We start from the raw sequence: 23,173 nt of genomic DNA on the forward strand, positions 1-23,173 counted from the left end.
GGCGGCACGGGCGCGGAGACGGCGCCGGGCGGCACGGAACCTCCCCGTGCCGCCCGGCGCTCCGCCCCGCGGGCTTCCCTCAGACCGCCTCGCGCCCCAGCGCGGCCAGCGGGTCGTCGAGCACCGGCTGCCAGGCGAGTTCGGCCGCGCCGACGAGGCTGTTGTGGTCGAGGGTGCACGGCAGGATCGGGACGCCGCCGCTGCGGCCCCAGAGGCTGCGGTCGGCGACGACCGCGCGCAGCCGCTCCGGGTCGGCGTCCAGGAGCTCGCGGTGGAGGCCGCCGAGGATGATCCGGTCGGGGTTGAGGATGTTCACCAGGCCCGCGAGCCCCAGGCCGAGGCGGTCGATGAGCTCCCCGACCGCGACCCGTACGCCGGGGTCGTCGCGCTGGGTCCGCAGCAGGTCGCGGGCCTGCTGGAGGAGCGAGACCTCGGGCCCCGGGGCGCGTCCGGCCACGGTGAGGAAGGCAAGCGGGTCGGTCTCCACGTCCAGGCAGCCCCGGCTGCCGCAGTGGCAGGGCCGCCCCTCGGGGTTGACCGTGAGGTGGCCGACCTCCAGGGCGAGGCCGGCGCTGCCGGTGTGCAGACGGCCGTCGAGGACGAGGGCGCCGCCGACGCCCCGGTGGCCGGTGGCGACGCAGAGCAGGTCGCGGGCGCCGCGCCCGGCGCCGTGGCGGTGCTCGGCGAGGGCGGCGAGGTTGACGTCGTTGCCGGTGAAGGCCGGGCCCTCGATGCCGGCGGCCCGTACCCGCTCGGCGAAGATCTCGCGCACCGGCGCACCGGCGGGCCACGCCAGGTGGAGCGGGTTGAGCGCGGTGCCCTCCGGTTCCGCCACCGCGGAGGGGGCCGCGAGGCCGGCTCCGACGCAGCGGCGGCCGCTCTCGTGGAGCAGGGCGGCTCCGGCGTCGACGACGGCACCGAGGACCTGGGCGGGGTCGGCGGAGACGGTGACGCAGCCGGGCGCGGTGGCGACGATGGTGCCGCCGAGGCCGACGAGGGCGGCGCGGAAGCCGTCTGCGTGCACCTGGGCCGCGAGCGCGACAGGACCCTTCTCGTCGACCGCGAGCCGGTGCGAGGGGCGACCCTGGGAACCGGCGGCGGCCCCCGGGTTGGAGTCGACCCGGATGAGACCGAGGGCCTCCAGCTCGGCGGCGACGGCGCCGGCGGTGGCCCGGGTGACCCCGAGCTCCGCGGTGAGGACGGCCCGGGTCGGGGCCCTGCCGGTGTGCACCAGCTCCAGTGCGGGGCCGAGCGCGTTGCGCCCCCTGTCCAGCCGTGTCCGGGCCGTCGTCGCCTTGCCGTTCATGGGGGCGAGTCTCCCATGATCGGACCGCCCCGCGGCCCGTGCCCCGGCGGCGGGCGGACGGTCCGGATCCGGCGGCGCCGACGGCCCGGTTGATTCCACGGGCCGCCGCCCCCTATCCTGAGTTTGTGCCGCTACTAAACAAAGTACGGACGGCCGCATCGGGGGACACCGGCGGAGACACCGCCGACCACTCCCTGACCCGCCTCCGCTCCGCCCTGACCCTCTTCTTCGCCCTCGACGGCTTCCTGTTCGCCGGCTGGGTGGTCCGCATCCCCGCCGTCAAGCAGCAGACCGGCGCCTCGGCCGGCGACCTCGGCCTCGCCCTGCTCGGCGTGTCGGCGGGCGCCGTGATCACCATGACGCTGACCGGCCGGCTCTGCCGCCGCCACGGCTCCCACCCGGTCACCGTCGCGACCGCCGTCCTCCTCTCCCTCTCGGTCGCCCTGCCGGCGCTCACCCGCTCCCCCCTCGCGCTCGGACTCGTCCTGCTGGTCTTCGGGGCCGCGTACGGCGGGATCAACGTCGCCATGAACAGCGCGGCCGTCGACCTGGTCACCGCCCTGCGCCGCCCGGTGATGCCGAGCTTCCACGCCGCGTTCAGCCTCGGCGGCATGCTCGGCGCCGGCATCGGCGGGCTGCTCGCCGGCAGCCTCTCCCCCACCGCGCACCTCCTCGGCCTCACCGTCGTCGGCCTGGCCCTGACGGCCGCCGCCGGACCCGTCCTCCTGCGCCACCCCGCCCCCACGCTGCCCGAGACCCTCGCGGCGCCCTCCGGTTCCGGCGCGACCGGCCCGCGGACGCGTGCGTCCCGCCGCGCCGTCGTCGTCTTCGGCGTGATCGCGCTCTGCACGGCGTACGGCGAAGGAGCGCTCGCCGACTGGGGCGCCCTCCACCTCGAACAGGACCTCCGGGCCCACCCCGGCGTCGCGGCCGCCGGCTACTCCGTCTTCGCGCTGACCATGACCGCCGGCCGGCTCTCCGGCACCGCGCTGCTCGAACGCCTCGGCCAGACCCGCACCCTGGTCGCCGGCGGCGCGACCGCCGCCGCCGGCATGCTGCTCGGCGCGCTCGCGCCGACCGTCTGGGCCACGCTCCTCGGCTTCGCGATCACCGGACTCGGCCTCGCCAACATCTTCCCCGTCGCCGTGGCCCGCGCCGGCGCCCTCGCCGGACCCGGCGGCGTCGCGACGGCCTCCACCCTCGGCTACGGCGGCATGCTCCTCGGCCCGCCCTCCATCGGCTTCCTCGCCGACTGGTTCTCCCTGCCGGTGGCGCTCACCACCGTCGCCGTGCTCGCCGCCGGCGCCGCGGCGATGGGCTACTGGGCGCGCAACGCGGGAACCCCGCGGACGAGTTGACCACCCACGGCGGCACCTCCCCCTCGCCGGCGTCCACCCGCCGGCGAGGGACCGGGACCTGTCAGACTTCCCCCATGGACGCCACCGCCGAGCAGTACTCCCTGACGATCACGGAACACATCGACGCGCTGGAGACCGCGGGCCGGGCCCTCGCGGACGCCGCCGCCGTGGCCGGCCCCGACGCCGAGGTGCCGCCCTGCCCCGACTGGCGCGTCCGTGACCTCCTCCGCCACACGGCCATGGTGCACCGCTGGGCCACCACCCTCGTGGTCGAACGGCACACCACGTACCACCCGGAGGCGGCCGAGACGTCCCTCGACGGCGACGAGCTGATCGCGTACTTCCGCGAGGGCCACGCCCTCCTCGTCGGCGCCCTCCGTGCCGCGCCCGACACCCTGGAGTGCTGGACGTTCCTCCCGGCGCCCTCCCCCCTCGCCTTCTGGGCCCGGCGCCAGGCCCACGAGACCACCGTCCACCGCGCCGACGCCGAGTCCGCGCTCCCGGCCGGCCCCGGCACCGTCCCCGCGGCCCTCGCCGCCGACGGCATCGACGAACTCCTCCGCGGCTTCCACGCCCTCGACCGCAGCAAGGTCCGCACCCCCGAGCCCCGCACCCTGCACGTCCGCGCCACCGACACCGGCGACCTCTGGACGGTGCGCCTTTCGGAGGCGGAGCCGCCCCGCACGGAGCGGGCCCTCCCCGCCCCGACGGCCCCCGGGGACCTCCCCGTCGACACCGAGATCAGCGGCACCGCGGAACACCTCTACCTGACGCTGTGGAACCGCCTGCCCGCCGACGCCGTGACGGTGACCGGCGACGCGGACCTCGCCCGCCTGTGGCGGGAGACCTCGGCCGTCGTCTGAGCGGGACGCGCCCGGACCGGCCCCCTCTCAGCCGAGCCACCCCGGCCGCACCAGACCCGATTCGTAGGCCAGGACGACGAGTTGGGCGCGGTCCCGGGCACCGAGCTTGACCATGGCCCGGCTGACGTGGGTCTTCGCCGTGAGGGGGCTGACGACGAGGCGCCGGGCGATCTCCTCGTTCGACAGACCGATCCCGACCAGGGCCATCACCTCCCGCTCGCGCTCGGTCAGGACGCCGAGGGCCGCCGTGGCCGTCGGCGCCTTGGACCGGGCCGCGAACTCCTCGATCAGCCGGCGCGTCACGCCCGGCGAGAGCAGGGCGTCGCCGTGGACGACGGCCCGCACCGCCCGGAGCAGCTCCTCCGGTTCCGTGTCCTTGACCAGGAATCCGGAGGCGCCCGCGCGGATCGCCTCGAAGACGTACGCGTCGAGCTCGAAGGTCGTCAGCATGACGACCCGCACCCCGGCGAGGTCCGGGTCCTCCGTGATCCGCCGCGTGGCGTCGAGCCCGTCGAGCCGCGGCATCCTGATGTCCATCAGCACCACGTCCGGCCGCAGCGCGCGTACCCGCTCCACGGCCTCCTCGCCGTCCGCCGCCTCCCCCGCCACCGCGATGTCCGGCTGCGCGTCGAGCAGCGCCCGGAACCCCGCCCTGACCAGCGACTGGTCGTCGGCTAGCAGGACGCGGATCGCGGGGTGACCGCCGCCGTCGCCGGCGGCAGGGACGTCCTCGGGTACGGGGCCGGCGCCGGTCACGGGGTCTCCTCCACGGGCAGCGGGAGTACGGCGTGGACGCGGAAGCCGCCGTCGGGACGGACGCCCGCCTCGATCGTGCCACCGAGGGCGGCGGCGCGCTCCCGCATCCCGGCGAGGCCGTTGCCGCTGCCACCCGCCTCCGTCCCGGTGGTGGGGCCGTCGTCGTCGACGCGCAGGTCCAGCCGGCCGGGGCCGCGAGTGATCTCGACCCGGGCGGCGCGCGAACCGGAGTGCCGGACCACGTTGGTGAGCGCCTCCTGCACGATCCGGAAGGCGGCCAGGTCGGCGCCGGGCGGCAGGGCCGTCCGGGGACCGCTCGTCGTCACGGTCACGGTGAGGCCCGTGGCGGCGGCCTGCTCGACGAGGTCGGGGAGCCGGTCGAGGCCGGGGGCGGGGGCCCGGGGCGCGTCGCCGGGGGCCCGGAGGGTGTCGAGGACCTGCCGCACCTCGCCGAGCGCCTCCTTGCTGGCCGCCCTGATGGTGGTCAGCGCCGTACGGGCCTGCTCGGGGTCGGAGTCCAGCAGGGCGAGCCCCACCCCCGCCTGCACGTTGATCACCGCGATCGAGTGGGCCAGCACGTCGTGCAGCTCCCGGGCGATCCGCAGCCGCTCCTCGTCCGCCCGCCGCCGTTCGGCCGCGGCCCGCTCCGCCCGGCGCTGCGCCCCCTGCTCGCGGCGGACCCGCACCAGCTCCGACGCGGCCAGGACGGCCAGGGCGAACGCCGCCGCCGGCAGCTCCTGCCCCCAGGGTGCCGGGCCGTCACCCGCCGGCGGCAGCCGGCGGTACAGCCAGTGCGCGAGCAGCAGGTGCCCCGCCCACAACAGCCCCAGCGCCCACCACGCGGCGGTGCGGTGGCCGTGGACGACGGCCGCGAAACACGCCACGGCCACCAGGACGAAGACCGGCCCGTACGGATACCCGGCCGCGAGGTAGCCCAGGATCACGCCCGCCACCACGAACACCACGGGCACCGGCCTGCGGTGACGGAACGCCAGCGGCGCCGCCGCCAGCAGCAACAGCGTCCGCCCGAGCGCGTCGAAGTCCTCGCGCCCCGTCTGGTTCCGCGCCGCGAACCCCGTCCCCGCCGTCACGACCACGGCGATCACCACCGTGGACCGCCACGCGAGCCCGCGCCCCTCGGCCGCCCTGCCCCACCGCCGTCCGAAGCGCGGACCGCCCCGTCCGTCCGCCCACTCCTCCTCGTCCATACCGGCCACGCTAACCGCGTGCCCCACCGAACCACGTCAGCCCGGCGGGGTGGTCCCTCCTACTCCCCCCGGAGTACACGCCCGGCCCCGGAGCGGCGCTGCACGGCTTCGGCGGCCGGTGCCGGCCCGTGGCCCGGCGGCCGGGCACGCGCGCCGGCGCCGGCCACCGGGCCACGGGCCGGCGGGGGCGTGTCGGCCCGGTCAGCCGCGGGGCAGCAGGCCGACGTCCTGGCCGAGGCGGCGGGCGGCGGCGGTGAAGAAGGCGTCGCGGTCCTCGACGACGCGGTGGAACTGGCCGAAGAGCTCGAAGGAGAGGAGGCCGAAGAGCTGGGACCAGGCGGCGACGAGGGCGACGGCGAGGGCGGGCGGGAGGTCGGGGACGAGGTCGGCGGCGATGCGTTCGGCCTCGGGGCGCAGCGCGTCGGGGAGCGGCGGGAGGGCGAGGCCCTCGCCGTCGTGGGCGCGGCGGGTGATGCCGATGAGGACGAGGCCGACGCGGGAGGCGGGGGCGACGGTGTCCTGCGGGGCGGAGTACCCGGGGACCGGGGAGCCGTAGATGAGGGCGTACTCGTGGGGGTGGGCGACGGCCCAGGCGCGGACGGCCCGGCAGACGGCGGTCCACCGGTCGAGGGGGCGCTGCCCTGCGCTGTCGGCGTCCGCCTTCTCGGCGGCGGCGCCGACGGCGTCGTAGGCGTCGACGATGAGGGCGGTGAGCAGGTCGTCGCGGCTGGGGAAGTAGCGGTAGAGCGCGGAGGAGACCATGCCGAGCTCGCGGGCGACGGCCCGGAGGGAGAGCTTGGCGGCGCCCTCGGCGGCGAGCTGGGTGCGGGCCTCGTCCTTGATGGCGGCGGTGATCTCGATGCGGGCGCGGGCGCGGGCTCCTCGAACGGTCGTCATGGAGAGCAGTGTGCCACTTTCGGAGCACCGACACGAAACGAGAGCGCTGCTCTTGCTTGTGAGCACCAAGCCGTGCACACTGATCTCAAGCGAGAGCAGCGCTCACACTTTGACTCCTCAGGAGGACACCATGTCCGCTCGGCCCGCCACCCCCGCCGGCTCCACCCCCGCCGCCCACGTCATGAAGCCCGGCTGGTTCACCGTGAACGTCCTCAACCGCACCGTCTCCTGGATGACCCGCCGCGGAATCAGCGTCTGGGGCTCCCGCGTGCTGGCCGTCCGCGGCCGCAAGAGCGGCGAGTGGCGCCGCACCCCCGTGAACCTGCTGACGGTGGACGGCGTCCAGTACCTGGTGGCGCCCCGCGGCCACGTCCAGTGGACCCACAACATGCGGGCCGCCGGCGGCGGGGAGCTGCACCTCGGCAAGCACATGCAGGAGTTCACGGCGGTCGAGGTCGCCGACGACGACAAGCCCGACGTGCTCCGCGCCTACCTCAAGCGGTGGAAGGCCGAGGTCGGCGTCTTCTTCGACGGCGTGGGCCCGGACTCCTCCGTGGCGGAGCTGCGCGCCGCCGCCCCCAAGCACCCCGTCTTCCGCATCACGACGACGGGCCCCGCCACCCGGGCGGCGTGAACCGGCCCGGACGGCGGAGCCCGTCCTCACGCGTCACGGAACCGGTCCGCGCCCGCACGGCGGTGACGCGCGCGGCGCACGCGCCGCCCGCACCGCACCCTCAGAGCTCCTCGGGAGCCTCCGTGTCGTCCTGCTCGGCGGCCGCCCGCTCCTTCTGCGAGACGCCCCGGCCCGCCGGGCCGACGCCGGAGGACGTGTCCATCCGCCGGTCCAGCATCTCCAGCGCGCGCCGGGCCAGACCGTTCGACCGGACCATGCCACCGAGGGTGGCGGAGCCGCGGGTGATGTCGGCGAAGGCGTTCCAGGCCGGCCGCACGCCCGTGATGGTGGCGTGCAGCAGTCCCGGACGGCGCTCGAAGACGGCGAGCATGCGCCGCCCGACCGCCATCTCGACGCCGAGGCCGGCCTTGATGGCGAAGGCGTAGTTGAGGGCCTGGCGCCGGGCGTCGACCGCGTCGTTCGCCTCGGCGACCCGCACGGCCCACTCGCCGGCGAGCCGGCCCGAGCGGAGCGCGTACGAGATGCCCTCGCGCGTCCAGGGCTCCAGGAGGCCCGCCGCGTCGCCGCAGACGAGCACCCGGCCGCGGGAGAGCGGCGAGTCGTCGGTGCGGCAGCGGGTCAGGTGGCCGGAGGAGATCGTGGGCTCGAAGCCGGCGAGGCCGAGCCGGGCGACGAAGTCCTCCATGTACCGCTTGGTGGCGGCGCCCTCGCCACGCGCCGAGATGACGCCGACGGTGAGGGTGTCCCCCTTGGGGAAGACCCAGCCGTAACTGCCCGGCATGGGGCCCCAGTCGATGAGGACGCGGCCCTTCCAGTCCTCCGCGACCGACGGCGGCACCGGGATCTCCGCCTCCAGGCCCAGGTCGACCTGACCGAGCTTGACCCCGACGTGAGCGCCTATCCGACTGGCGCTGCCGTCGGCGCCGACGACGGCGCGGGCGAGCAGGGTCTCGCCGTCGGCGAGGACGACGGCGGCGGTGCGGCGGTCCGGCACCGAGGGGCCGTGCTGTTCGACGCGGACGACCGTGGCGCCGGTGCGCAGTTCGGCGCCGGCCTTCTGGGCGTGCTCGACGAGCTGTGCGTCGAACTCGGGCCGGTTGATGAGGCCGAAGAGCATCCGGCGCGAGCGGCGGGTGCGGGCGAAGCGTCCGTCCAGGGAGAAGGTGACGGCGTGCACCCGGTCCTGGAGGGGAAGTTCGAAGCCCGGCGGGAGGGAGTCGCGGGAGGGGCCGATGATGCCGCCGCCGCAGGTCTTGTAGCGGGGCAGTTCGGACTTCTCCAGGAGCAGCACCCGGCGGCCGGCCACCGCGGCGGCGTAGGCCGCGGACGCGCCGGCCGGGCCCGCGCCGACGACGACGACGTCCCAGACCTCCGCGGACGCGTCCTCGGGGGTGCCCTCCGTCGCGTCCGCCGCCTCCACCGCGGGCGCGGGGGCGGCCGGCTGCGGGTCCGTCACGTCGCCCGCGACCTCACCCGGGCGCGGGTCCGCCGCGAGGGGCGCGCCCTCGGCGTCCGCGGTCCCGGGACCGGCGGACCCGGCGTCGGCTCCCTCGGGATCGGCGGATCCGGCCGCCGACGTCCCGGTGCCGGCCACGAGGGCCGTGACCTCGGACGTCGCGGTGTCGGGGCCCGGGTCCGCCGCGGCCTGCGCGCCGCCGGCCCCGGGAGCCGCGCCCACTGGCTCGGTGTGCTCCGGGCCGGCGTTCTCTCCGTGCTCGCTGCTCACGATGTGTTTCTGCTCCTGATCCGACCGGTGGTCTGCTCCTGACGCATCCTACGGCGCGGTAGCCAGGGCACGGCGCCGTAGGATCGACGGTGCGTTCGCCGTACCACGACCTACGCCGAACGCCGTCCTCACCTCGTAACGTCGCACCCATCAGGAGCGTGCCCATGTCCTCGAATCCGATCGCCGAGACCGTCCGGTCCCTGATGCCCACGGCCAAGGCCGAGCTGGCCGAGCTGGTGGCCTTCGAGTCGGTGGCGGACGAGGCCGTGGCGCCGCGCAGCGAGTGCGAGGGCGCGGCGAACTGGGTCGCGGACGCCCTGCGCGCCGAGGGCTTCCAGGACGTGGCGCTGCTCGACACGCCGGACGGCTCGCAGTCGGTGTACGGCCTCCTGCCCGGACCGCAGAACGCTCCGACGGTACTGCTGTACGCGCACTACGACGTGCAGCCGAAGCTGGACGAGTCGGCGTGGCTGACCCCGCCGTTCGAGCTGACCGAGCGCGACGGGCGCTGGTACGGGCGCGGCGCCGCCGACTGCAAGGGCGGCTTCGTCCTGCACCTGCTGGCGCTGCGCGCCCTGAAGGCGAACGGCGGCGTCCCGGTCACCGTCAAGGTGATCGTGGAGGGTTCGGAGGAGCAGGGCACCGGCGGTCTGGAGCGGTACGCGGAGCAGCACCCCGAGCTGCTGGCCGCCGACGCGATCGTGATCGGCGACGCGGGCAACTTCCGGGTGGGCCTCCCGACGGTGACGGCGACCCTGCGCGGCATGACGATGATCCGGGTGCAGATCGACACCCTGGAGGGCAACCTGCACTCCGGTCAGTTCGGCGGCGCCGCCCCGGACGCGCTGGCCGCGATGATCCGCGTCCTGGACTCACTGCGCGCCGAGGACGGCTCGACCGTCGTGGACGGGCTGCCGGGCGACCAGGTGTGGGAGGGGCTGCAGTACCCGGAGGAGGACTTCCGCCAGGACGCCAAGGTGCTCTCGGACGTGGCGCTGCCGGGTGCCGGGACGATCGCCGACCGGATCTGGGCGCGTCCCGCCGTCACCGTCATCGGCATCGACTGCCACCCGGTGGCCGGCGCGACCCCGTCGATCCCGAAGTCGGCCCGCGCCCAGCTGAGCCTGCGGGTGCCGCCGGGCCAGGACGCGGCGGAGGCGACGAAGCTGCTCTACGCCCACATCGAGAAGCACACCCCGTGGAACGCCCGGGTCTCCTTCGAGCAGGTCGGCCAGGGCCAGGCGTTCCAGGCGGACACGTCGAGCCCTGCGTACGCCTCGATGGCCGAGGCGATGCGGGTCGCGTACCCGGGTCAGGAGATGCAGACGGCGGGCATGGGCGGCTCGATCCCGCTGTGCAACACGCTGGCGTCGCTGTACCCCGAGTCGGAGATCCTGCTGATCGGTCTCAGCGAGCCGGAGGCGCAGATCCACGCGCCGAACGAGTCCGTGTCCCCGGAGGAGCTGGAGCGCCTCTCGGTGGCCGAGGCGCACTTCCTGGTCAACTACGCGCGCTCGAAGCAGGTCTGACGGCCGGTCGGATTCAGCGCTCGGCGAAGCTCGCCGAGAGCGTAGAAGCGTACGGCGGACCTGCGGCTCTCCGTAGGTTCGCCGTATGGCACCCATCGAGCTCATCCCGATCAGCCCGCGTCTGCACCTGCTGGACTTCTCCATCGGCCAGGCCTATCTGTGGCAGGACGACGGGGAGCTGACCCTGATCGACGCCGGCTGGACCGGTACGGCGCCCGCGATCGCGGAGGCGATACGGTCGGCCGGCCTCGACCCGGCCCGGCTGCGCCGGATCGTGCTGACGCACTGCCACCGCGACCACGTGGGCGCGGCGGGCGAGCTGGCGGAGGCGTACGGCGCCGAGATCGTCGCGCACCGCCTCGACGCGCCGGTCGTCCGGGGCGAGGCACCGGTGCCCGAGCCCGACCTCCTGGAGTGGGAGGTCCCGCTGTTCGCGCACGGCCTGACGGTTCCGGAGGCGCCGCCGACCCGGGTGGACCGGGAGGTGGAGGACGGCGAGGAGCTCGGTTTCGGGGACGGCGCCGTGGTCGTCCACACTCCCGGGCACACCCCCGGCTCGATGGCCGTCCATCTGCCGCGCCACGGCGTGCTGTTCGCCGGGGACACGGCGGCCTCGGTGCAGGGGGTGACCTTCGGCGTCTTCCACGTCGACCGCGCCCTCGCGCGCACGTCCCTGCGGGCGCTGGCCGAGCTGGCCCCGTCGGTGTTGTGCTGTGGTCACGGCGCTCCGGTGACCACGGACACGGCGGCCCGGCTGGCCGAGGCGGTGGCGGCGGCGGGGACCGGCGACGAGGAGCGGCCGGCTCCCGGGACAGCGGCAGCCGACCCGGCGCGGCCGACCGGCCGGACACCGGCCGGCGGACCCCTGACCGATCAGGCGCCGGCCGACCCGGCCGCCGACGACGAGGAGCTGCTGCACCAGCCCGTCGGGTACTGGACCGGCCTCGCGCACCGGGCCGTCACCCGGCATCTGCGGGACGCCATGGCCCGGTCCGACGTCGCGCAGCCGCAGTACTGGGTCCTCAACGACGTCGGCGGCGGGGTCGGGGCCCCGACCCGCGAGGAGGTCGTCGGCCGGCTGACCCCGCTCGCGGACGGACCGGATGAGATCGGCCGGGTCGTCGCCCAGCTGGTCCACCGGGAGTGGCTGCGGGTCGACGCGGACGGCCGCCTGCACCTCACCGGGGCCGGTGAGTCGGCCCGGGTGCGCGTCCGCCGGCTGGTGACGGAGGTGCGGGCGGAGGTCCACGAGGGCATCGACGACGTGGAGTACGTCGCCGCGCTCAAGGTGCTCCGCAGGATGATCGCCCATGTGGAGGGCGCCGCGCCGGAGGCCGCGAGGACGGTGGCCGGCCGAGACGCCGGCGGCCGGTCCCTCCGCCCGGGGCCGTGAGGCCCCGGGCCGTGAGGCCCCGGGCCGTGGGCCCGGTGGTCAACCGGTCCCTCGTCCGCCGACCGGGACGCCGGCCTCCAGGTTGAGCACGGTGCCGCGTTCGCGGGCGCGCAGGGCCCATCGCAGACGGCGGTAGCGGACGGGCGGCAGGAGGTCGGCCGCCTCCTCCTCGGTGACGAAGCGCCAGTCGCGCAGTTCGGCGCCGGGGAGGTGGAGGCGGGCGGTGTCGTCGGCGCGCAGGGTGCCGCCGTCGAAGAGGAGGCGCAGGCCGCCGTGGCCGGGGGGCTGGGGCCGCTCCCAGTCGACGAGCAGCAGGCGGGGCACGGCGTCGAGTTCGAGGCCGATCTCCTCGGCGACCTCGCGCATCCCGGCGCGGGCCGGCGGTTCGCCGCGCTCGACGACGCCGCCGGGGAACTCCCAGCCGGGCTTGTAGGTCGGGTCGACGAGCAGGAAGCGGTCCTGTTCGTCGAAGAGGAGCACCCCGGCCGCGAGGGTCTCGCCGGTCGGTTCCGGGGTCTGGACGATGCCGCAGGGGGCCGCGCGGCCGGCCAGGACCGCGTCGGCGACGGTCCGGGCGGCCTCGGCCACGGTGAGGGAGGAGGTGTCGACGGCGTAGGCGTCGGCGGTGAGCCAGCCGAGCGCGGACCGGTAGGGGGCGAGGTGGTCGTGGCACCAGGTGCGGACGCGTGCGTCGGTCTCGGGGTCGCCGTACTCGGCCCGCTCGTCGATCCGTTGGCGCAGGATCGTTTCCTCCGGTGCGAGCAGGACATGCCGCACCTCGATCCGGCGGGCGGCGAGCCCGCCGAAGATCTCGTCCCGGTAGTCCTGGCGGAGCAGGGTCATCGGGACGATCAGGACGCCGCCGACCTCGGCGAGCAGGGCGGCGGCGGTGTCGACGACCAGGCGCCGCCAGATCGGCAGGTCCTGGTAGTCGTCGACCTCGGCGAGCCGTTTGGCCGGCAGCAGCCGGCGCAGCCCGCCGCCGGTGACCTCGGGGTCGTACAGGGTGCTGTTCGGGATCAGATCGACCAGCTCGCGCGCGGTGCTCGACTTGCCCGCGCCGAACGTCCCGTTGATCCAGACGATCACGATTCCCCCTCATCGGTAGCCCCCTGTGGCTTGCCCTCAACACCCTGCCACGGAAACCCGTGAACGCGTGTCCGGCCTCGACCGTGACGCCTGCGCCCCTCGGTCGTTGACAACGGCGAGCACGAGGGGGTGCGGAGATGAGCCGTAGGATTCTGGAGCGTTTTCCGGCCGGCGGTCCGCGGGGCAGCTGGCCGGCGGAGGAGTTCGCCGGGGCGCGACGGGACGAGGGGGTGCCGGCCCGGGTGGTCATGGACCTGGAGACCGACACCTTCCTGGTGATCGTGGAACAGCGGACGGCGGAGCGCGTACGGGAATGATGGGGAGGCCCGCCTCCTCCGTGCCGGGCGGTCCACCGCGGCGCTCAGGAGCGGGAGGGCCGGACGGTCCACCGTGTCCGGGCGCTCGGTCCCGGACCGGTCCGGGACGCTCCCTCGACGCAAGTCCTCAGGCGTCGGCCCCCGCGTCCGCGCGCGGGCCGGTGACCGCACCCACGCCGGCGGCCGGGCCGGCCTCGTGGCCCGTCGCCCCGCCCGGGACGCCCGCCGCGAAGGCCCTCCACACACCGTCACGCGCGTGCGTGGCGGCGGCCGCGGCACCGAGCAGGCCCGCGTCGGTGCCGGTGAGGGCGGGGACGACGGTGAGGCCACGGGTGAAGGAGAGCGTGGCGTAGTCGGCGAGGCTGCGGCGGAGGGGGGCGAAGAGGACCTCGCCCGCGCCCGCGACGCCGCCCCCGACGACGGCGATGTCGATCTCGACGAGGGCGGCGGTGGCCGCGATGCCGGCCGCCAGCGCCTGGGCCGCGCGCGCGAAGGCCGCGAGGGCGACGGGGTCGCCGGCGCGCGCGGAGGCGGCCACCGCGGCGGCGGAGACGTCGCCGTCGGGGCCGGGCCGCCAGCCGTCGTCCAGCGCGCGGCGGGCGAGGTGGGGGCCGCTGGCGAGGCGCTCGACGCAGCCCCGGGCGCCACAGGCGCAGGGATCGCCGTCGAGGTCCACCGCGATGTGGCCGATGTGGCCGGCGTTGCCGGTGGGGCCCGGATGGACCCGGCCGCCGAGGACGAGGCCGCCGCCGACGCCCGTGGAGACGACGAGGCACAGGGCGTTGTCGTGGCCTCGGGCGGCGCCCACCCAGTGCTCGGCGGCCGTCATGGCGACGCCGTCGCCGACGAGGGTGACGGGCCGTCCGCCCGTGACGCGCCGGACGCCTTCGACGAGCGGGTAGTCGCGCCAGCCGGGGACGTTCACCGGGCTCACCGTGCCCCGGGAGGCGTCGACCGGGCCGGCGCTGCCGATGCCGACCGCCTCCGCGGTCTCCCACAGCGGCGAGGCCGCCAGGTCCCCGAGGACCGCCTCGACCGCGCGCATCACGGTGGCGGCGTCCTCACGCGCGGGCGTGGGCCGCCGGGACCGGACGAGGACCCGCCCTCCGCCGTCGACCAGGGCGCCGGCGATCTTGGTGCCGCCGATGTCGAGCGCGACGGCGAGGCCCGCGGCGGGGTCGGTGTGCATGGGCGCGGGATCTCCAGTCGGCGGCCGGGAACGGTACGTGGTCACGTACAGTCTTCCGCGCGGTGACAACGTTGTCCAGGCCCTATGCTCGACCCGGGACGGCGCGTCGTCCCGCCGGGACCCCGATCCGACGGAGGAATCGCACACCGTGGCCGACATCGCCCGCCGCCCCGAGCACCGCTACGGCAACCGGCCCACGATGAAGGACGTCGCCGCCCGCGCGGGGGTCGGCCTGAAGACGGTGTCGCGGGTGGTCAACGGCGAACCGGGCGTCACCCCCGACACCGAGCGCCGGGTGCAGGAGGCCATCGAGATCCTCGGGTTCCGCCGCAACGACAGCGCCCGCGTCCTGCGCAAGGGCCGGACCGCGACCGTCGGCCTCGTCCTGGAGGACCTCGCCGACCCCTTCTACGGGCCGCTGAGCCGCGCCGTCGAGGAGGTCGCGCGGGCGCACGGAGCGCTCCTCATCAACGGGTCGAGCGCCGAGGACCCCGAGCGCGAGCAGGAGCTCGCCCTGGCGCTGTGCGCGCGCCGGGTCGACGGGCTCATCGTCATCCCCGCCGGCGACGACCACCGGTATCTGGAGCCGGAGATCAGGGCGGGCGTCGCCACGGTCTTCGTCGACCGTCCGGCCGGCCGCATCGACGCGGACGCCGTCCTCTCCGACAGCTTCGGCGGGGCGCGTGCCGGCGTGGCCCATCTCATCGCCCACGGGCACCGCCGGATCGGCTTCATCGGTGACCGGCCCCGCATCCACACCTCCGCCGAGCGGCTGCGCGGCTATCGCACGGCGATGGAGGACGCCGGACTGCCGGTCCGGGACGCGTGGGTGTCGCCCGGCTCCACCGACCCCGAGCGCGTGGGCACCGCCGTACGGGAGCTGCTGGCCGGGCCTGAGCCGGTGACCGCGCTGTTCGCCGGCAACAACCGGGTCACCGTCACCGTGGTCCGCGCCCTCGCCGGGTACCCGCGGCCCGTCGCCCTCGTCGGCTTCGACGACATCGAACTGGCCGACCTCCTCGGCGTGACCGTCGTCGCCCAGGACGCGGCCGCCCTCGGCCGGACGGCCGCGGAGCGGCTCTTCCGCCGTCTCGACGGCGCGGACGAGGCGCCGGAGCGCGTGGTCCTCGGCACCACCCTCCTCGCCCGCGGCTCGGGCGAGATCGCGCCCCAGGCCGGCTGAGGGGGCATGCCCGGGGCCGTACGCCGGCGGACGGCGCGCACCGGGCGGCCGTGGAGTTCTCCCCCTCGCGCGGTGTGCGCCCCCGGACGGCGTCCGGGGGCGGACCCGTGTCCTCAGCAGACGCGCAGGCCGGCGACCGCGCCACCGGCGGCTCCGCCGGAGAGGTGGAGGACGCTCAGATAGACGTTGGTGTTGCCGCTGTCGTCGTCGGTGCGGGCGAACCAGCGGCTGGTGCGGCCCCCGTACGACTCCGTGCGGTCGAGGTCCACCTGGCAGAAGAAGGTGTGCGGACCGGCGCCGACGGTGCCCATCTCGCCGCCGTCGTAACGGGTGGTGGTGGCCCCGCGCACGACCTGGCAGGTGGCGGAGGAGCCGGTGGCGGTGCAGCCCTCGGCAGGCGGCGGGGCCTGGGTGGTGGGTGCCGGGCCGGCGCCGCCGCCCGACGGGCCGCCGGTCGTGTCCGCCCCGCCCGCCGAGGTGTCGCCGCCGGTGCCGCCCGGGGCCGTCGTGGCGCCGCCGCCCGAGGGGGGCCGCGTCCCGGAACCGCCCGCCGCGGCGCCGGCGGCCCCGCCCGCGCCCGCCCCGCCCGCGTCCGCCCCGCCGGCGCTGTCGCCTCCCCCGCCCGGCGTGCCCGCGCCGGGCGGGCGCCCGGAGGCGGTCGGCTCGCCGGGGCGCGCGCCGGCCGACGGCGAGGCCGTGCCGCTCGGCCGCTGCGAGGACGACGCGCCGCCGGTGGCGGGGTCGAGCACCCGGCCCGGGTCCCCGCCGACCGCGCCCCGGCCGTCGGCCTGCGCGGTGTCGCCGGCGGCCCTGTTCCCCGTCCCGTGGTCCAGGAGCGCGTACGTGAGGCCGCCGCCGGCCAGCAGCACCGCGGCCACGGAAGCGGCCACCAGGACCGGCCCCCTGCGCGACGCGCCGCCCGCCCGGCGGGCGGCCCGGGCCCCGGCCCGCCCCGCCGGCGTCCCCACGGGTCCGGCGACGGGAGGCACGCTTCCCGCCGGGGGCACGGGGACGGCCGGCCCGAAGGCTCCGCCGGGTGCGATCCCGCCGGCCGGGTACGGCTCGGAGGGGGCCGCGAAGGGGGCCCCGAAGCCGGCGGCGGGTCCGGCGGCCGCCTCGGCCGGGTCTGGGGCGGCGTGCTGGAGCGCCGGGTCCTCGGCCGGCCCGCCGGTCCGGGCGTCCGTCGGGGCGTCGGCGTCCGTTCCGCCGTGCGCCGCCGGTCCGGCCGCCGGTGCGGCGACCTCGTCCAGGAGCCGCGCCGCCTCGCGGGCCGTCGGCCGGGAGGCCGGGTCCTTGTCGAGGAGACGGCGCAGGACGGGCGCGAGGGGTCCGGCGTGGCGGGGTTCGGGGAGGGGCTCGGTGACGATGGCGGCGAGGGTCGACCAGGTGGAGGTGCGGCGGAAGGGCGAGGCGCCCTCGACGGCCGCGTACAGCGTGGCCCCCAGCGCCCAGACGTCCGAGGCGGGGCCGGGGTCCTGGCCACGGGCTCGCTCGGGGGCGAGGTAGTCGAGGGAGCCGACGATCTCGCCGCTGCGGGTGAGGTGGGTCGCGGAGCCGTCGCCCGGGTCCTCCATCGTGGCGATGCCGAAGTCGGTGAGGACGATCCGCCCCGAGCGGTCGAGCAGGACGTTGCCGGGCTTCACGTCCCGGTGCAGGACGCCCGCGTCGTGGGCGGCGGCCAGGGCCTCCAGGACACGGGCGCCGATCCGGGCGGCCTCGACGGGGTCGAGCGTGCCGCGCTCGCCGAGGACGTCGTCGAGGGAGGGCCCGTCGACGAGTTCCATGACGATGACGGGCCGGCCCTCGTGTTCGGTGACGTCGTGGACGGCCACGACCCCGGGGTGGCGGACGCGGGCGGCGGCCCGTGCCTCCCGGGTCATCCGCAGCCGCAGATCGGCCAGTTCGGGCGCGGCCGCGTCCGAATAGGTGCGGAGCTCCTTGACGGCGACCTCGCGGCCGAGGACCTCGTCGACGGCCCGCCAGACGACCCCCATGCCCCCGCGTCCGAGCCGGCCCACGATTCTGTAGCGGCCCGCGAGCCGCCCGTTCTCCCCCGATGACACCGAAGCCCCGTTCCCCTGTCGAGCATCCGCGCGCATGGCGCTTTAACTCGTACAGGGTACGGGGCAGTTGGCCGGATCGAGACCCTTGTTGGATCTTTGTCCGGCTACTCGGCGGAGGCCGTGAGGTCGCCGCGCCGCGGGGCGGCGAACCGGTCGAGGGCGGCGCGGTCCATGCCGGTGAGGGCGTCGACCTCGGCGGTGTCGAGGGCACCGCAGTCGATGCCGCGCAGCAGGTAGGAGCCGAGGGCCTTGGCGGTCGCGGGCTCGTCCATGACCTCGCCGCCGGCGTGGTTGGCGTACGCGGAGAGACGCTTGGCGGCGGCCTCGAAGCCCTCGCGGTAGAAGGCGAAGACCGCGGCGTAGCGGGTGGGGATGTGACCGGGGTGCATGTCCCAGCCCTGGTAGTAGGCGCGCGCGAGGGCGCGGCGGGTGAGGCCGTAGTGCAGGCGCCAGGCCTCGTGGACGTGCGCGGTGGAGCCGACGGGGAGGACGTTGGTGGAGCCGTCGGAGACGCGGACGCCGGTGCCGGCGGCGGCGACCTGCATGATCGCCTTGGCGTGGTCGGCGGCCGGGTGGTCGCTGGCCTGGTAGGCGGCGGAGACGCCGAGGCAGGCGCTGTAGTCGAAGGTGCCGTAGTGCAGGCCGGTGGCGCGGCCCTCGGCGGCGCCGATCATGCGGGCGACCGCGGCGGTGCCGTCGGTGGCCAGGATGGACTGGCTGGTCTCGATCTGGATCTCGAAGCCGAGGCGCCCCTCGTCGAGGCCGTGCGCCTTCTCGAAGGCCTCCAGGAGGCGGACGAAGGCGGAGACCTGCTCGGGGTAGGTCACCTTCGGGAGGGTGAGGACGAGGCCGTCGGGGAGGCCGCCGTTCTCCAGGAGGCCGGTGAGGAAGACGTCGGTGGTGCGGATGCCGCGGTCGCGGACGGCGGACTCCATGCACTTCATCCGGATGCCCATGTACGGGGCGGCCGTGCCGTTCGCGTACGCCTCCGAGATCAGGCGGGCGGCGCGGGCGGCGTCCTGGTCCTCGTCCCGGCCTGCGTACCCGTCCTCGAAGTCGACCCGGAGGTCCTCGACCGGCTCCCGCTCCAGCTTGGCCCGTACGCGGTCGTGGACGTCCTCGGCGAGGGCGTCCGGGAGGCCGAGGACCGCGGCGAAGGAGGCTGCGTCGGGGGCGTGCTCGTCGAGGGCGGCGAGCGCCTGGTCACCCCAGGAACGGATGGTGCCGGCGTCGAAGACGTCGCCGGGGACGTAGACGGTGTGGACGGGCTGGCGGGTGCCGGGGTCGCCCGGGTAGCGGCGGTCCAGTTCGGCGTCCACCGCGGCGAGGGAGGCGCTGATGCCCTCGCTGACCGCGCCCGCGAGGCTCGTCGACACCTTCTCCTGCTGACCCATCCTGCATCCTCCTGTTTTCCGCTGCACGGAATCAACAATCCGTATGGCGAAGTTAGTAGGCCGTCGGGACCTGAGTCAATGGTTGTCCGAAACGACCGGGGGCCGCACGGCGACAGATCGCCGTGCGGCCCCCAGGCCGAACAGAACCGCAGGTCAGCCCTTGCGGGTCTTGACCTCTTCGGTCAGCTGCGGGACGACGTCGAAGAGGTCGCCGACCACGCCGTAGTCGACGAGGTCGAAGATCGGGGCCTCGGCGTCCTTGTTGACGGCGACGATCGTCTTCGAGGTCTGCATGCCCGCGCGGTGCTGGATCGCGCCGGAGATGCCGGAGGCGATGTACAGCTGCGGCGAGACCGACTTGCCGGTCTGGCCGACCTGGTTGGAGTGCGGGTACCAGCCGGCGTCGACGGCGGCGCGGGAGGCGCCGACGGCGGCACCGAGGGAGTCGGCGAGCGCCTCGATGATCGCGAAGTTCTCGGCGCCGTTGACGCCGCGGCCGCCGGAGACCACGATCGCGGCCTCGGTCAGCTCGGGGCGGCCGGTGGACTCGCGCGGGGTGCGCGCGGTCACCTTGGTGCCGGTGGCCAGGGCGCCGAAGGAGACCGCGAGGGTCTCCACCGCACCGGCGGCCGGGGCGGCCTCGACGGGCGCCGAGTTCGGCTTGACCGTGATGACCGGGGTGCCCTTGGAGACACGGGACTTGGTGGTGAAGGAGGCGGCGAACGCGGACTGCGTCGCGACCGGGCCCTCGTCACCGGCCTCCAGGTCGACGGCGTCGGTGATGATGCCGGAGCCGATGCGGACCGCGAGGCGGGCCGCGATCTCCTTGCCCTCGGCCGAGGACGGGACGAGCACGGCAGCCAGGGAGCCGGCGGCGGACACCGACTCGTACGCGGCCTGGAGGGCGTCGACCTTCGGGACGACGAGGTAGTCGGCGAACTCGGGGGCGTCGGCCGTGAGGACCTTCACCGCGCCGTGCTCGGCGAGCGCGGCCGCGGTGTCGGCGGCGCCGTTGCCCAGCGCGACGGCGACCGGCTCGCCCAGGCGGCGGGCGAGGGTCAGCAGCTCCAGGGTGGGCTTGCGGACGGCTCCGTCGACGTGGTCGACGTAGACGAGAATCTCAGCCATGGGACTTCAATCTCCTGCGAACGAAAGGGACGGTCTGAGGGGCTCGCGCGAGCCTTAGATGAACTTCTGGCTCACGAGGAACTCGGCGAGCTGCTTGCCGCCCTCGCCCTCGTCCTTGACGATCGTGCCCGCGGTGCGCGCCGGACGCTCGGCGGCGGAGTCGACGGCGGTCCAGGCGCCGGCGAGGCCGACCTCGTCCGCGTCGATGTCCAGGTCGTCCAGCTCCAGGGACTCCACCGGCTTCTTCTTGGCGGCCATGATGCCCTTGAAGGACGGGTAGCGCGCCTCGCCCGACTGGTCGGTCACGGACACGACGGCCGGGAGGGAGGCCTCCAGCTGCTCGGAGGCGGAGTCGCCGTCACGGCGGCCGGTGACCTTGCCGTCCTCGATCTTGACCTCGGAGAGCAGCGTGACCTGCGGGACGCCCAGGCGCTCCGCGAGGATGGCCGGGAGGACGCCCATGGTGCCGTCGGTGGAGGCCATGCCGGCGATGACGACGTCGTAGCCGGTCTTCTCGATGGCCTTGGCGAGCACGAGCGAGGTGCCCATCACGTCGGTGCCGTGGAGGTCGTCGTCCTCGACGTGGACGGCCTTGTCGGCGCCCATGGAGAGCGCCTTGCGGAGCGCGTCCTTGGCGTCCTCGGGGCCGACCGTGAGCACGGTGACCTCGGCGTCGTCCGCCTCCTCGGCGATCTGCAGGGCCTGCTCGACCGCGTACTCGTCGAGCTCCGACAGCAGACCGTCGACGTCGTCGCGGTCGACCGTGAGGTCGTCGGCGAACTTCCGGTCTCCGGTCGCGTCGGGCACGTACTTCACACAGACAACGATCCTCAAGCTCACGCCGGCTCTCCTACTGCATCGTCATAACTGGGCTGCCTTGTTGCTCGCAGCATAGGCGCCTGAAGGGCGGGTTTCCGGTCGGGGCGCCGGACGCCCCGACCGGAATATTACTCGTCAGTACACCCAGTTTGTTACCAGTAAGCAAGCGCTCAGGCGTGTGATCTGGCCAACGCGCGCAGAGCGGCGCGTCCGGGAACCCTCAGTCGCGCAGCGCGTGGAAGCGGCCGTGGTGGTAGAGCAGCGGCCGGCCCGCGCCGTCCGGGTCGCCGGCCACCGCCTGCGCGATGACGATCCGGTGGTCACCGGCCGGCACGCGGGCCACCACGCGGCAGACCAGCCAGGCCAGGACGCCGTCGAGCACCGGCACGCCCTCGGGTCCGACGCTCCAGCGGGTGTCGTCGCCGAACCGGTCGGCGCCGCTGCGGGCGAAGGTGGCGGCCAGCTCCTGCTGGTGTTCCCCGAGTATGTGCACGCCGATGAACTCGGTCTCGGCCAGCACCGGCCAGCTGGAGGAGGTGGTGCCCACCCCGAAGGAGACCAGCGGGGGTTCGGCGGCGACGGAGTTCAGCGAGGTCGCGGTGAAACCGACGGGACGCTCGCCGTGCGCGGTGATCACGGCCACACCGGCGGCGTGCCGGCGGAAGACGGAGCGGAGCAGATCGGGAGAGGCCTGGCGGGGCGCGCCGATGGTGGGCACGGTACGGAGCTCGGGCGAAACCGTCATGGAGTTGTCCTTCTGCGAGGGCGGCATGAGGGGGGTCCTGGGGTGCTCAGACACCCGGACAGCGCGCGCTCGCGTTGCGGGCCAGGTCCACGTGGACGCGGCCGTAGAGAAGGAGTTCTAGGGGCACTCCGTCAGGGTGACGATCGTTGCGGGGTGCAGTCAAGCGTGTACCGCAATATGGGAGAAGCGTCACCGCCCGGGAGAGAGCATGGGCGAGGGGTTCCCCGACACCTTCCGCGCCCCCGGATCCGTCAGGTCCGGGCGCCCCCCCATGGGAGGAGCGGCGTGCGGCGGCGTGGCGGCGCGTCAGACCGCCTGCCCCAGCGCGGCGATGACGTCCGCGCGGCGGGGCTGCCCCGCCGCCCGGCGGACGACACGGCCCGCCCCGTCGAGGACGAGGACGGTGGGCGTACGGGCGATGCCCAGCTCACGGACCAGGTCGAGCCGCTCCTCGGCGTCGATCTCCACGTGCCCCACGCCCGGCACCATGGCGGCGACCTCGGCGAGGGTGCGGCGGGTGGCCCGGCAGGGCTGGCAGAAGGCGGTGGAGAACTGCACGAGCGTGGCCCGCTCCCCCAGTTCGGCCCCGAGCGCCTCCGGCCCCAGGATCTCGCCCATCCGTCTCCCCTTCCTCACCCGTCTCCGAGTCCAGCGTCGCACGGCACCGTTCGATTCCCGCCACGGCCACCGCGAGTGACGAGAATCTCCCCGTACGAAGCCGCCTGGACTGGTCACGGGGCCCCACATGGGGCACGATCTGCCCAAAGCCGAAAACCTACGGCCGCGTAACTTCGCCGGGAGAACCCGCTCCGGGCACACGAAGAAGAGGTTCCTCTCCGATGGCAGAACTCGTCTATCGACCGGTCGTCGGTGCCGCGCTCACCCTGTTCAAGGCGCTCGACCTGAAGATCGACACCCAGGGTTCGGAGCACATCCCGCGGACGGGCGGCGCCGTGCTGGTGAGCAACCACATCAGCTATCTGGACTTCATCTTCACCGGCCTCGCGGCCCTGCCCCAGAAGCGTCTGGTGCGCTTCATGGCGAAGGACTCGGTCTTCCGGCACAAGGTCTCCGGCCCGCTGATGCGCGGCATGAAGCACATCCCCGTCGACCGCTCCCAGGGCGAGCACGCCTACCGCCACGCCCTGGAGTCGCTGCGGGCGGGCGAGATCGTCGGCGTCTTCCCCGAGGCGACCATCTCCCCGTCGTTCACGCTGAAGGGCTTCAAGACGGGCGCGGCGCGCCTGGCGCAGGAGGCCGGGGTGCCGCTGATCCCCATGGCGCTGTGGGGCACCCAGCGGCTGTGGACCAAGGGCCGCCCGCGGAACTTCAAGCGCAGCCACATCCCGGTGACGATCCGGGTGGGCGAGCCCGTCGAGGCTCCGGCCGACCAGTACGCGGGCGCCATCACCCGGCGGCTGCGCGAGCGGGTCCAGGAGCTCCTGGAAGCCGCCCAGCGCGCCTACCCGGTCCGCCCGAAGGACGCGGACGACACCTGGTGGATCCCCGCCCACCTCGGCGGTACGGCCCCGACGCCGGCCCAGGTCAAGGAAGCGGGCTGACCGCACCGCTCCCG

The 23,173-nt window shown here is 75.3% G+C and carries 21 protein-coding genes and 1 pseudogene; 9 read left to right on the forward strand and 13 right to left on the reverse strand.

Annotated features, from left to right (window positions below):
* Positions 1-79 precede the first annotated feature (79 nt).
* Entirely contained in the window at positions 80-1,306 is a 1,227-nt protein-coding gene (locus ACZ60W_RS09755; RefSeq protein ID WP_469754812.1) for an ROK family protein, read from the reverse strand.
* A 125-nt stretch (positions 1,307-1,431) separates the two neighbouring features.
* Here ACZ60W_RS09755 and ACZ60W_RS09760 point away from each other — a divergent pair, with 125 nt between their 5' ends.
* Both ACZ60W_RS09760 and ACZ60W_RS09765 read left to right on the forward strand, forming a co-directional pair.
* A complete protein-coding gene (locus tag ACZ60W_RS09760; protein ID WP_469754813.1) occupies positions 1,432-2,664 on the forward strand; it encodes an MFS transporter in 1,233 nt (410 codons plus the stop codon).
* Between the two features lie 101 nt (positions 2,665-2,765).
* Positions 2,766-3,527: a maleylpyruvate isomerase family mycothiol-dependent enzyme gene (locus tag ACZ60W_RS09765; protein WP_469754881.1), complete on the forward strand. Its 762-nt coding sequence runs from the start codon at positions 2,766-2,768 to the stop codon at positions 3,525-3,527.
* A gap of 27 nt (positions 3,528-3,554) precedes the next feature.
* Here the strand turns inward: ACZ60W_RS09765 and ACZ60W_RS09770 are convergent, their stop codons facing one another.
* The 3 genes from ACZ60W_RS09770 to ACZ60W_RS09780 form a co-directional block, all read right to left on the reverse strand.
* Positions 3,555-4,217 carry a response regulator transcription factor gene (locus tag ACZ60W_RS09770; protein WP_469754882.1) on the reverse strand — a complete coding sequence of 221 codons (663 nt, stop codon included), beginning with the start codon at positions 4,215-4,217 and terminating at the stop codon, positions 3,555-3,557.
* 62 nt (positions 4,218-4,279) lie between these two features.
* Entirely contained in the window at positions 4,280-5,491 is a 1,212-nt protein-coding gene (locus tag ACZ60W_RS09775; RefSeq protein WP_469754814.1) for a sensor histidine kinase, read from the reverse strand.
* Positions 5,492-5,692: 201 nt separating this feature from the next.
* Positions 5,693-6,388 (reverse strand): TetR/AcrR family transcriptional regulator, encoded by a 696-nt coding sequence (locus ACZ60W_RS09780; RefSeq protein WP_469754815.1) that lies wholly within the window; start codon positions 6,386-6,388, stop codon positions 5,693-5,695.
* A 130-nt stretch (positions 6,389-6,518) separates the two neighbouring features.
* Here ACZ60W_RS09780 and ACZ60W_RS09785 point away from each other — a divergent pair, with 130 nt between their 5' ends.
* Positions 6,519-7,022 carry a nitroreductase family deazaflavin-dependent oxidoreductase gene (locus tag ACZ60W_RS09785; RefSeq protein WP_469754816.1) on the forward strand — a complete coding sequence of 168 codons (504 nt, stop codon included), beginning with the start codon at positions 6,519-6,521 and terminating at the stop codon, positions 7,020-7,022.
* Between the two features lie 100 nt (positions 7,023-7,122).
* Here the strand turns inward: ACZ60W_RS09785 and ACZ60W_RS09790 are convergent, their stop codons facing one another.
* Entirely contained in the window at positions 7,123-8,442 is a 1,320-nt protein-coding gene (locus ACZ60W_RS09790; RefSeq protein WP_469754883.1) for a geranylgeranyl reductase family protein, read from the reverse strand.
* A gap of 470 nt (positions 8,443-8,912) precedes the next feature.
* Here ACZ60W_RS09790 and ACZ60W_RS09795 point away from each other — a divergent pair, with 470 nt between their 5' ends.
* The 3 genes and pseudogenes from ACZ60W_RS09795 to ACZ60W_RS09805 all read left to right on the forward strand — a co-directional run bounded on the left by ACZ60W_RS09795 (position 8,913) and on the right by ACZ60W_RS09805 (position 11,670).
* On the forward strand, positions 8,913-10,277 hold the full coding sequence (locus tag ACZ60W_RS09795) for a M20/M25/M40 family metallo-hydrolase (protein WP_469754817.1): 1,365 nt from the start codon (positions 8,913-8,915) through the stop codon (positions 10,275-10,277).
* 85 nt (positions 10,278-10,362) lie between these two features.
* A pseudogene (locus ACZ60W_RS09800) lies at positions 10,363-11,055 on the forward strand (MBL fold metallo-hydrolase); the annotation flags it as partial.
* 87 nt (positions 11,056-11,142) lie between these two features.
* Positions 11,143-11,670, forward strand: coding sequence for a MarR family transcriptional regulator (locus ACZ60W_RS09805; RefSeq protein WP_469754884.1), 528 nt, complete (start codon positions 11,143-11,145; stop codon positions 11,668-11,670).
* Between the two features lie 39 nt (positions 11,671-11,709).
* Here the strand turns inward: ACZ60W_RS09805 and ACZ60W_RS09810 are convergent, their stop codons facing one another.
* The gene (locus tag ACZ60W_RS09810) at positions 11,710-12,759 is read right to left on the reverse strand and encodes an NUDIX hydrolase (protein WP_469754818.1); all 1,050 of its coding nucleotides are present in this window, start codon (positions 12,757-12,759) and stop codon (positions 11,710-11,712) included.
* Positions 12,760-12,896: 137 nt separating this feature from the next.
* Between ACZ60W_RS09810 and ACZ60W_RS09815 the strand changes: the two genes are divergently transcribed.
* The gene (locus tag ACZ60W_RS09815; RefSeq protein WP_469754819.1) at positions 12,897-13,076 is read left to right on the forward strand and encodes a hypothetical protein; all 180 of its coding nucleotides are present in this window, start codon (positions 12,897-12,899) and stop codon (positions 13,074-13,076) included.
* A gap of 127 nt (positions 13,077-13,203) precedes the next feature.
* Here the strand turns inward: ACZ60W_RS09815 and ACZ60W_RS09820 are convergent, their stop codons facing one another.
* Complete coding sequence (locus ACZ60W_RS09820) at positions 13,204-14,265, reverse strand: ROK family protein (protein ID WP_469754820.1); 1,062 nt, start codon at positions 14,263-14,265, stop codon at positions 13,204-13,206.
* Between the two features lie 148 nt (positions 14,266-14,413).
* Here ACZ60W_RS09820 and ACZ60W_RS09825 point away from each other — a divergent pair, with 148 nt between their 5' ends.
* Positions 14,414-15,448, forward strand: coding sequence for a LacI family DNA-binding transcriptional regulator (locus tag ACZ60W_RS09825; RefSeq protein ID WP_469754821.1), 1,035 nt, complete (start codon positions 14,414-14,416; stop codon positions 15,446-15,448).
* Positions 15,449-15,561: 113 nt separating this feature from the next.
* Here ACZ60W_RS09825 and ACZ60W_RS09830 read toward each other — a convergent pair whose 3' ends face one another.
* From ACZ60W_RS09830 to ACZ60W_RS09855, 6 genes are all read right to left on the reverse strand, one after another.
* Positions 15,562-17,547: a serine/threonine-protein kinase gene (locus ACZ60W_RS09830; RefSeq protein WP_469754822.1), complete on the reverse strand. Its 1,986-nt coding sequence runs from the start codon at positions 17,545-17,547 to the stop codon at positions 15,562-15,564.
* A gap of 68 nt (positions 17,548-17,615) precedes the next feature.
* Complete coding sequence (locus ACZ60W_RS09835; RefSeq protein WP_469754823.1) at positions 17,616-18,905, reverse strand: DUF6986 family protein; 1,290 nt, start codon at positions 18,903-18,905, stop codon at positions 17,616-17,618.
* Between the two features lie 153 nt (positions 18,906-19,058).
* A complete protein-coding gene (locus tag ACZ60W_RS09840) occupies positions 19,059-20,033 on the reverse strand; it encodes an electron transfer flavoprotein subunit alpha/FixB family protein (RefSeq protein ID WP_469754824.1) in 975 nt (324 codons plus the stop codon).
* Positions 20,034-20,087: 54 nt separating this feature from the next.
* Entirely contained in the window at positions 20,088-20,873 is a 786-nt protein-coding gene (locus ACZ60W_RS09845; RefSeq protein WP_366301187.1) for an electron transfer flavoprotein subunit beta/FixA family protein, read from the reverse strand.
* Between the two features lie 199 nt (positions 20,874-21,072).
* The gene (locus tag ACZ60W_RS09850; RefSeq protein ID WP_469754825.1) at positions 21,073-21,597 is read right to left on the reverse strand and encodes a flavin reductase family protein; all 525 of its coding nucleotides are present in this window, start codon (positions 21,595-21,597) and stop codon (positions 21,073-21,075) included.
* Positions 21,598-21,903: 306 nt separating this feature from the next.
* Complete coding sequence (locus ACZ60W_RS09855) at positions 21,904-22,215, reverse strand: TlpA family protein disulfide reductase (protein WP_469754826.1); 312 nt, start codon at positions 22,213-22,215, stop codon at positions 21,904-21,906.
* 221 nt (positions 22,216-22,436) lie between these two features.
* On the opposite strand from ACZ60W_RS09855, the gene ACZ60W_RS09860 reads away from it, so the two are divergent.
* Positions 22,437-23,159: a lysophospholipid acyltransferase family protein gene (locus tag ACZ60W_RS09860; RefSeq protein ID WP_469754827.1), complete on the forward strand. Its 723-nt coding sequence runs from the start codon at positions 22,437-22,439 to the stop codon at positions 23,157-23,159.
* The last annotated feature ends 14 nt before the right edge of the window (positions 23,160-23,173 follow it).

This window comes from Streptomyces sp. NPDC104202, assembly GCF_055584185.1.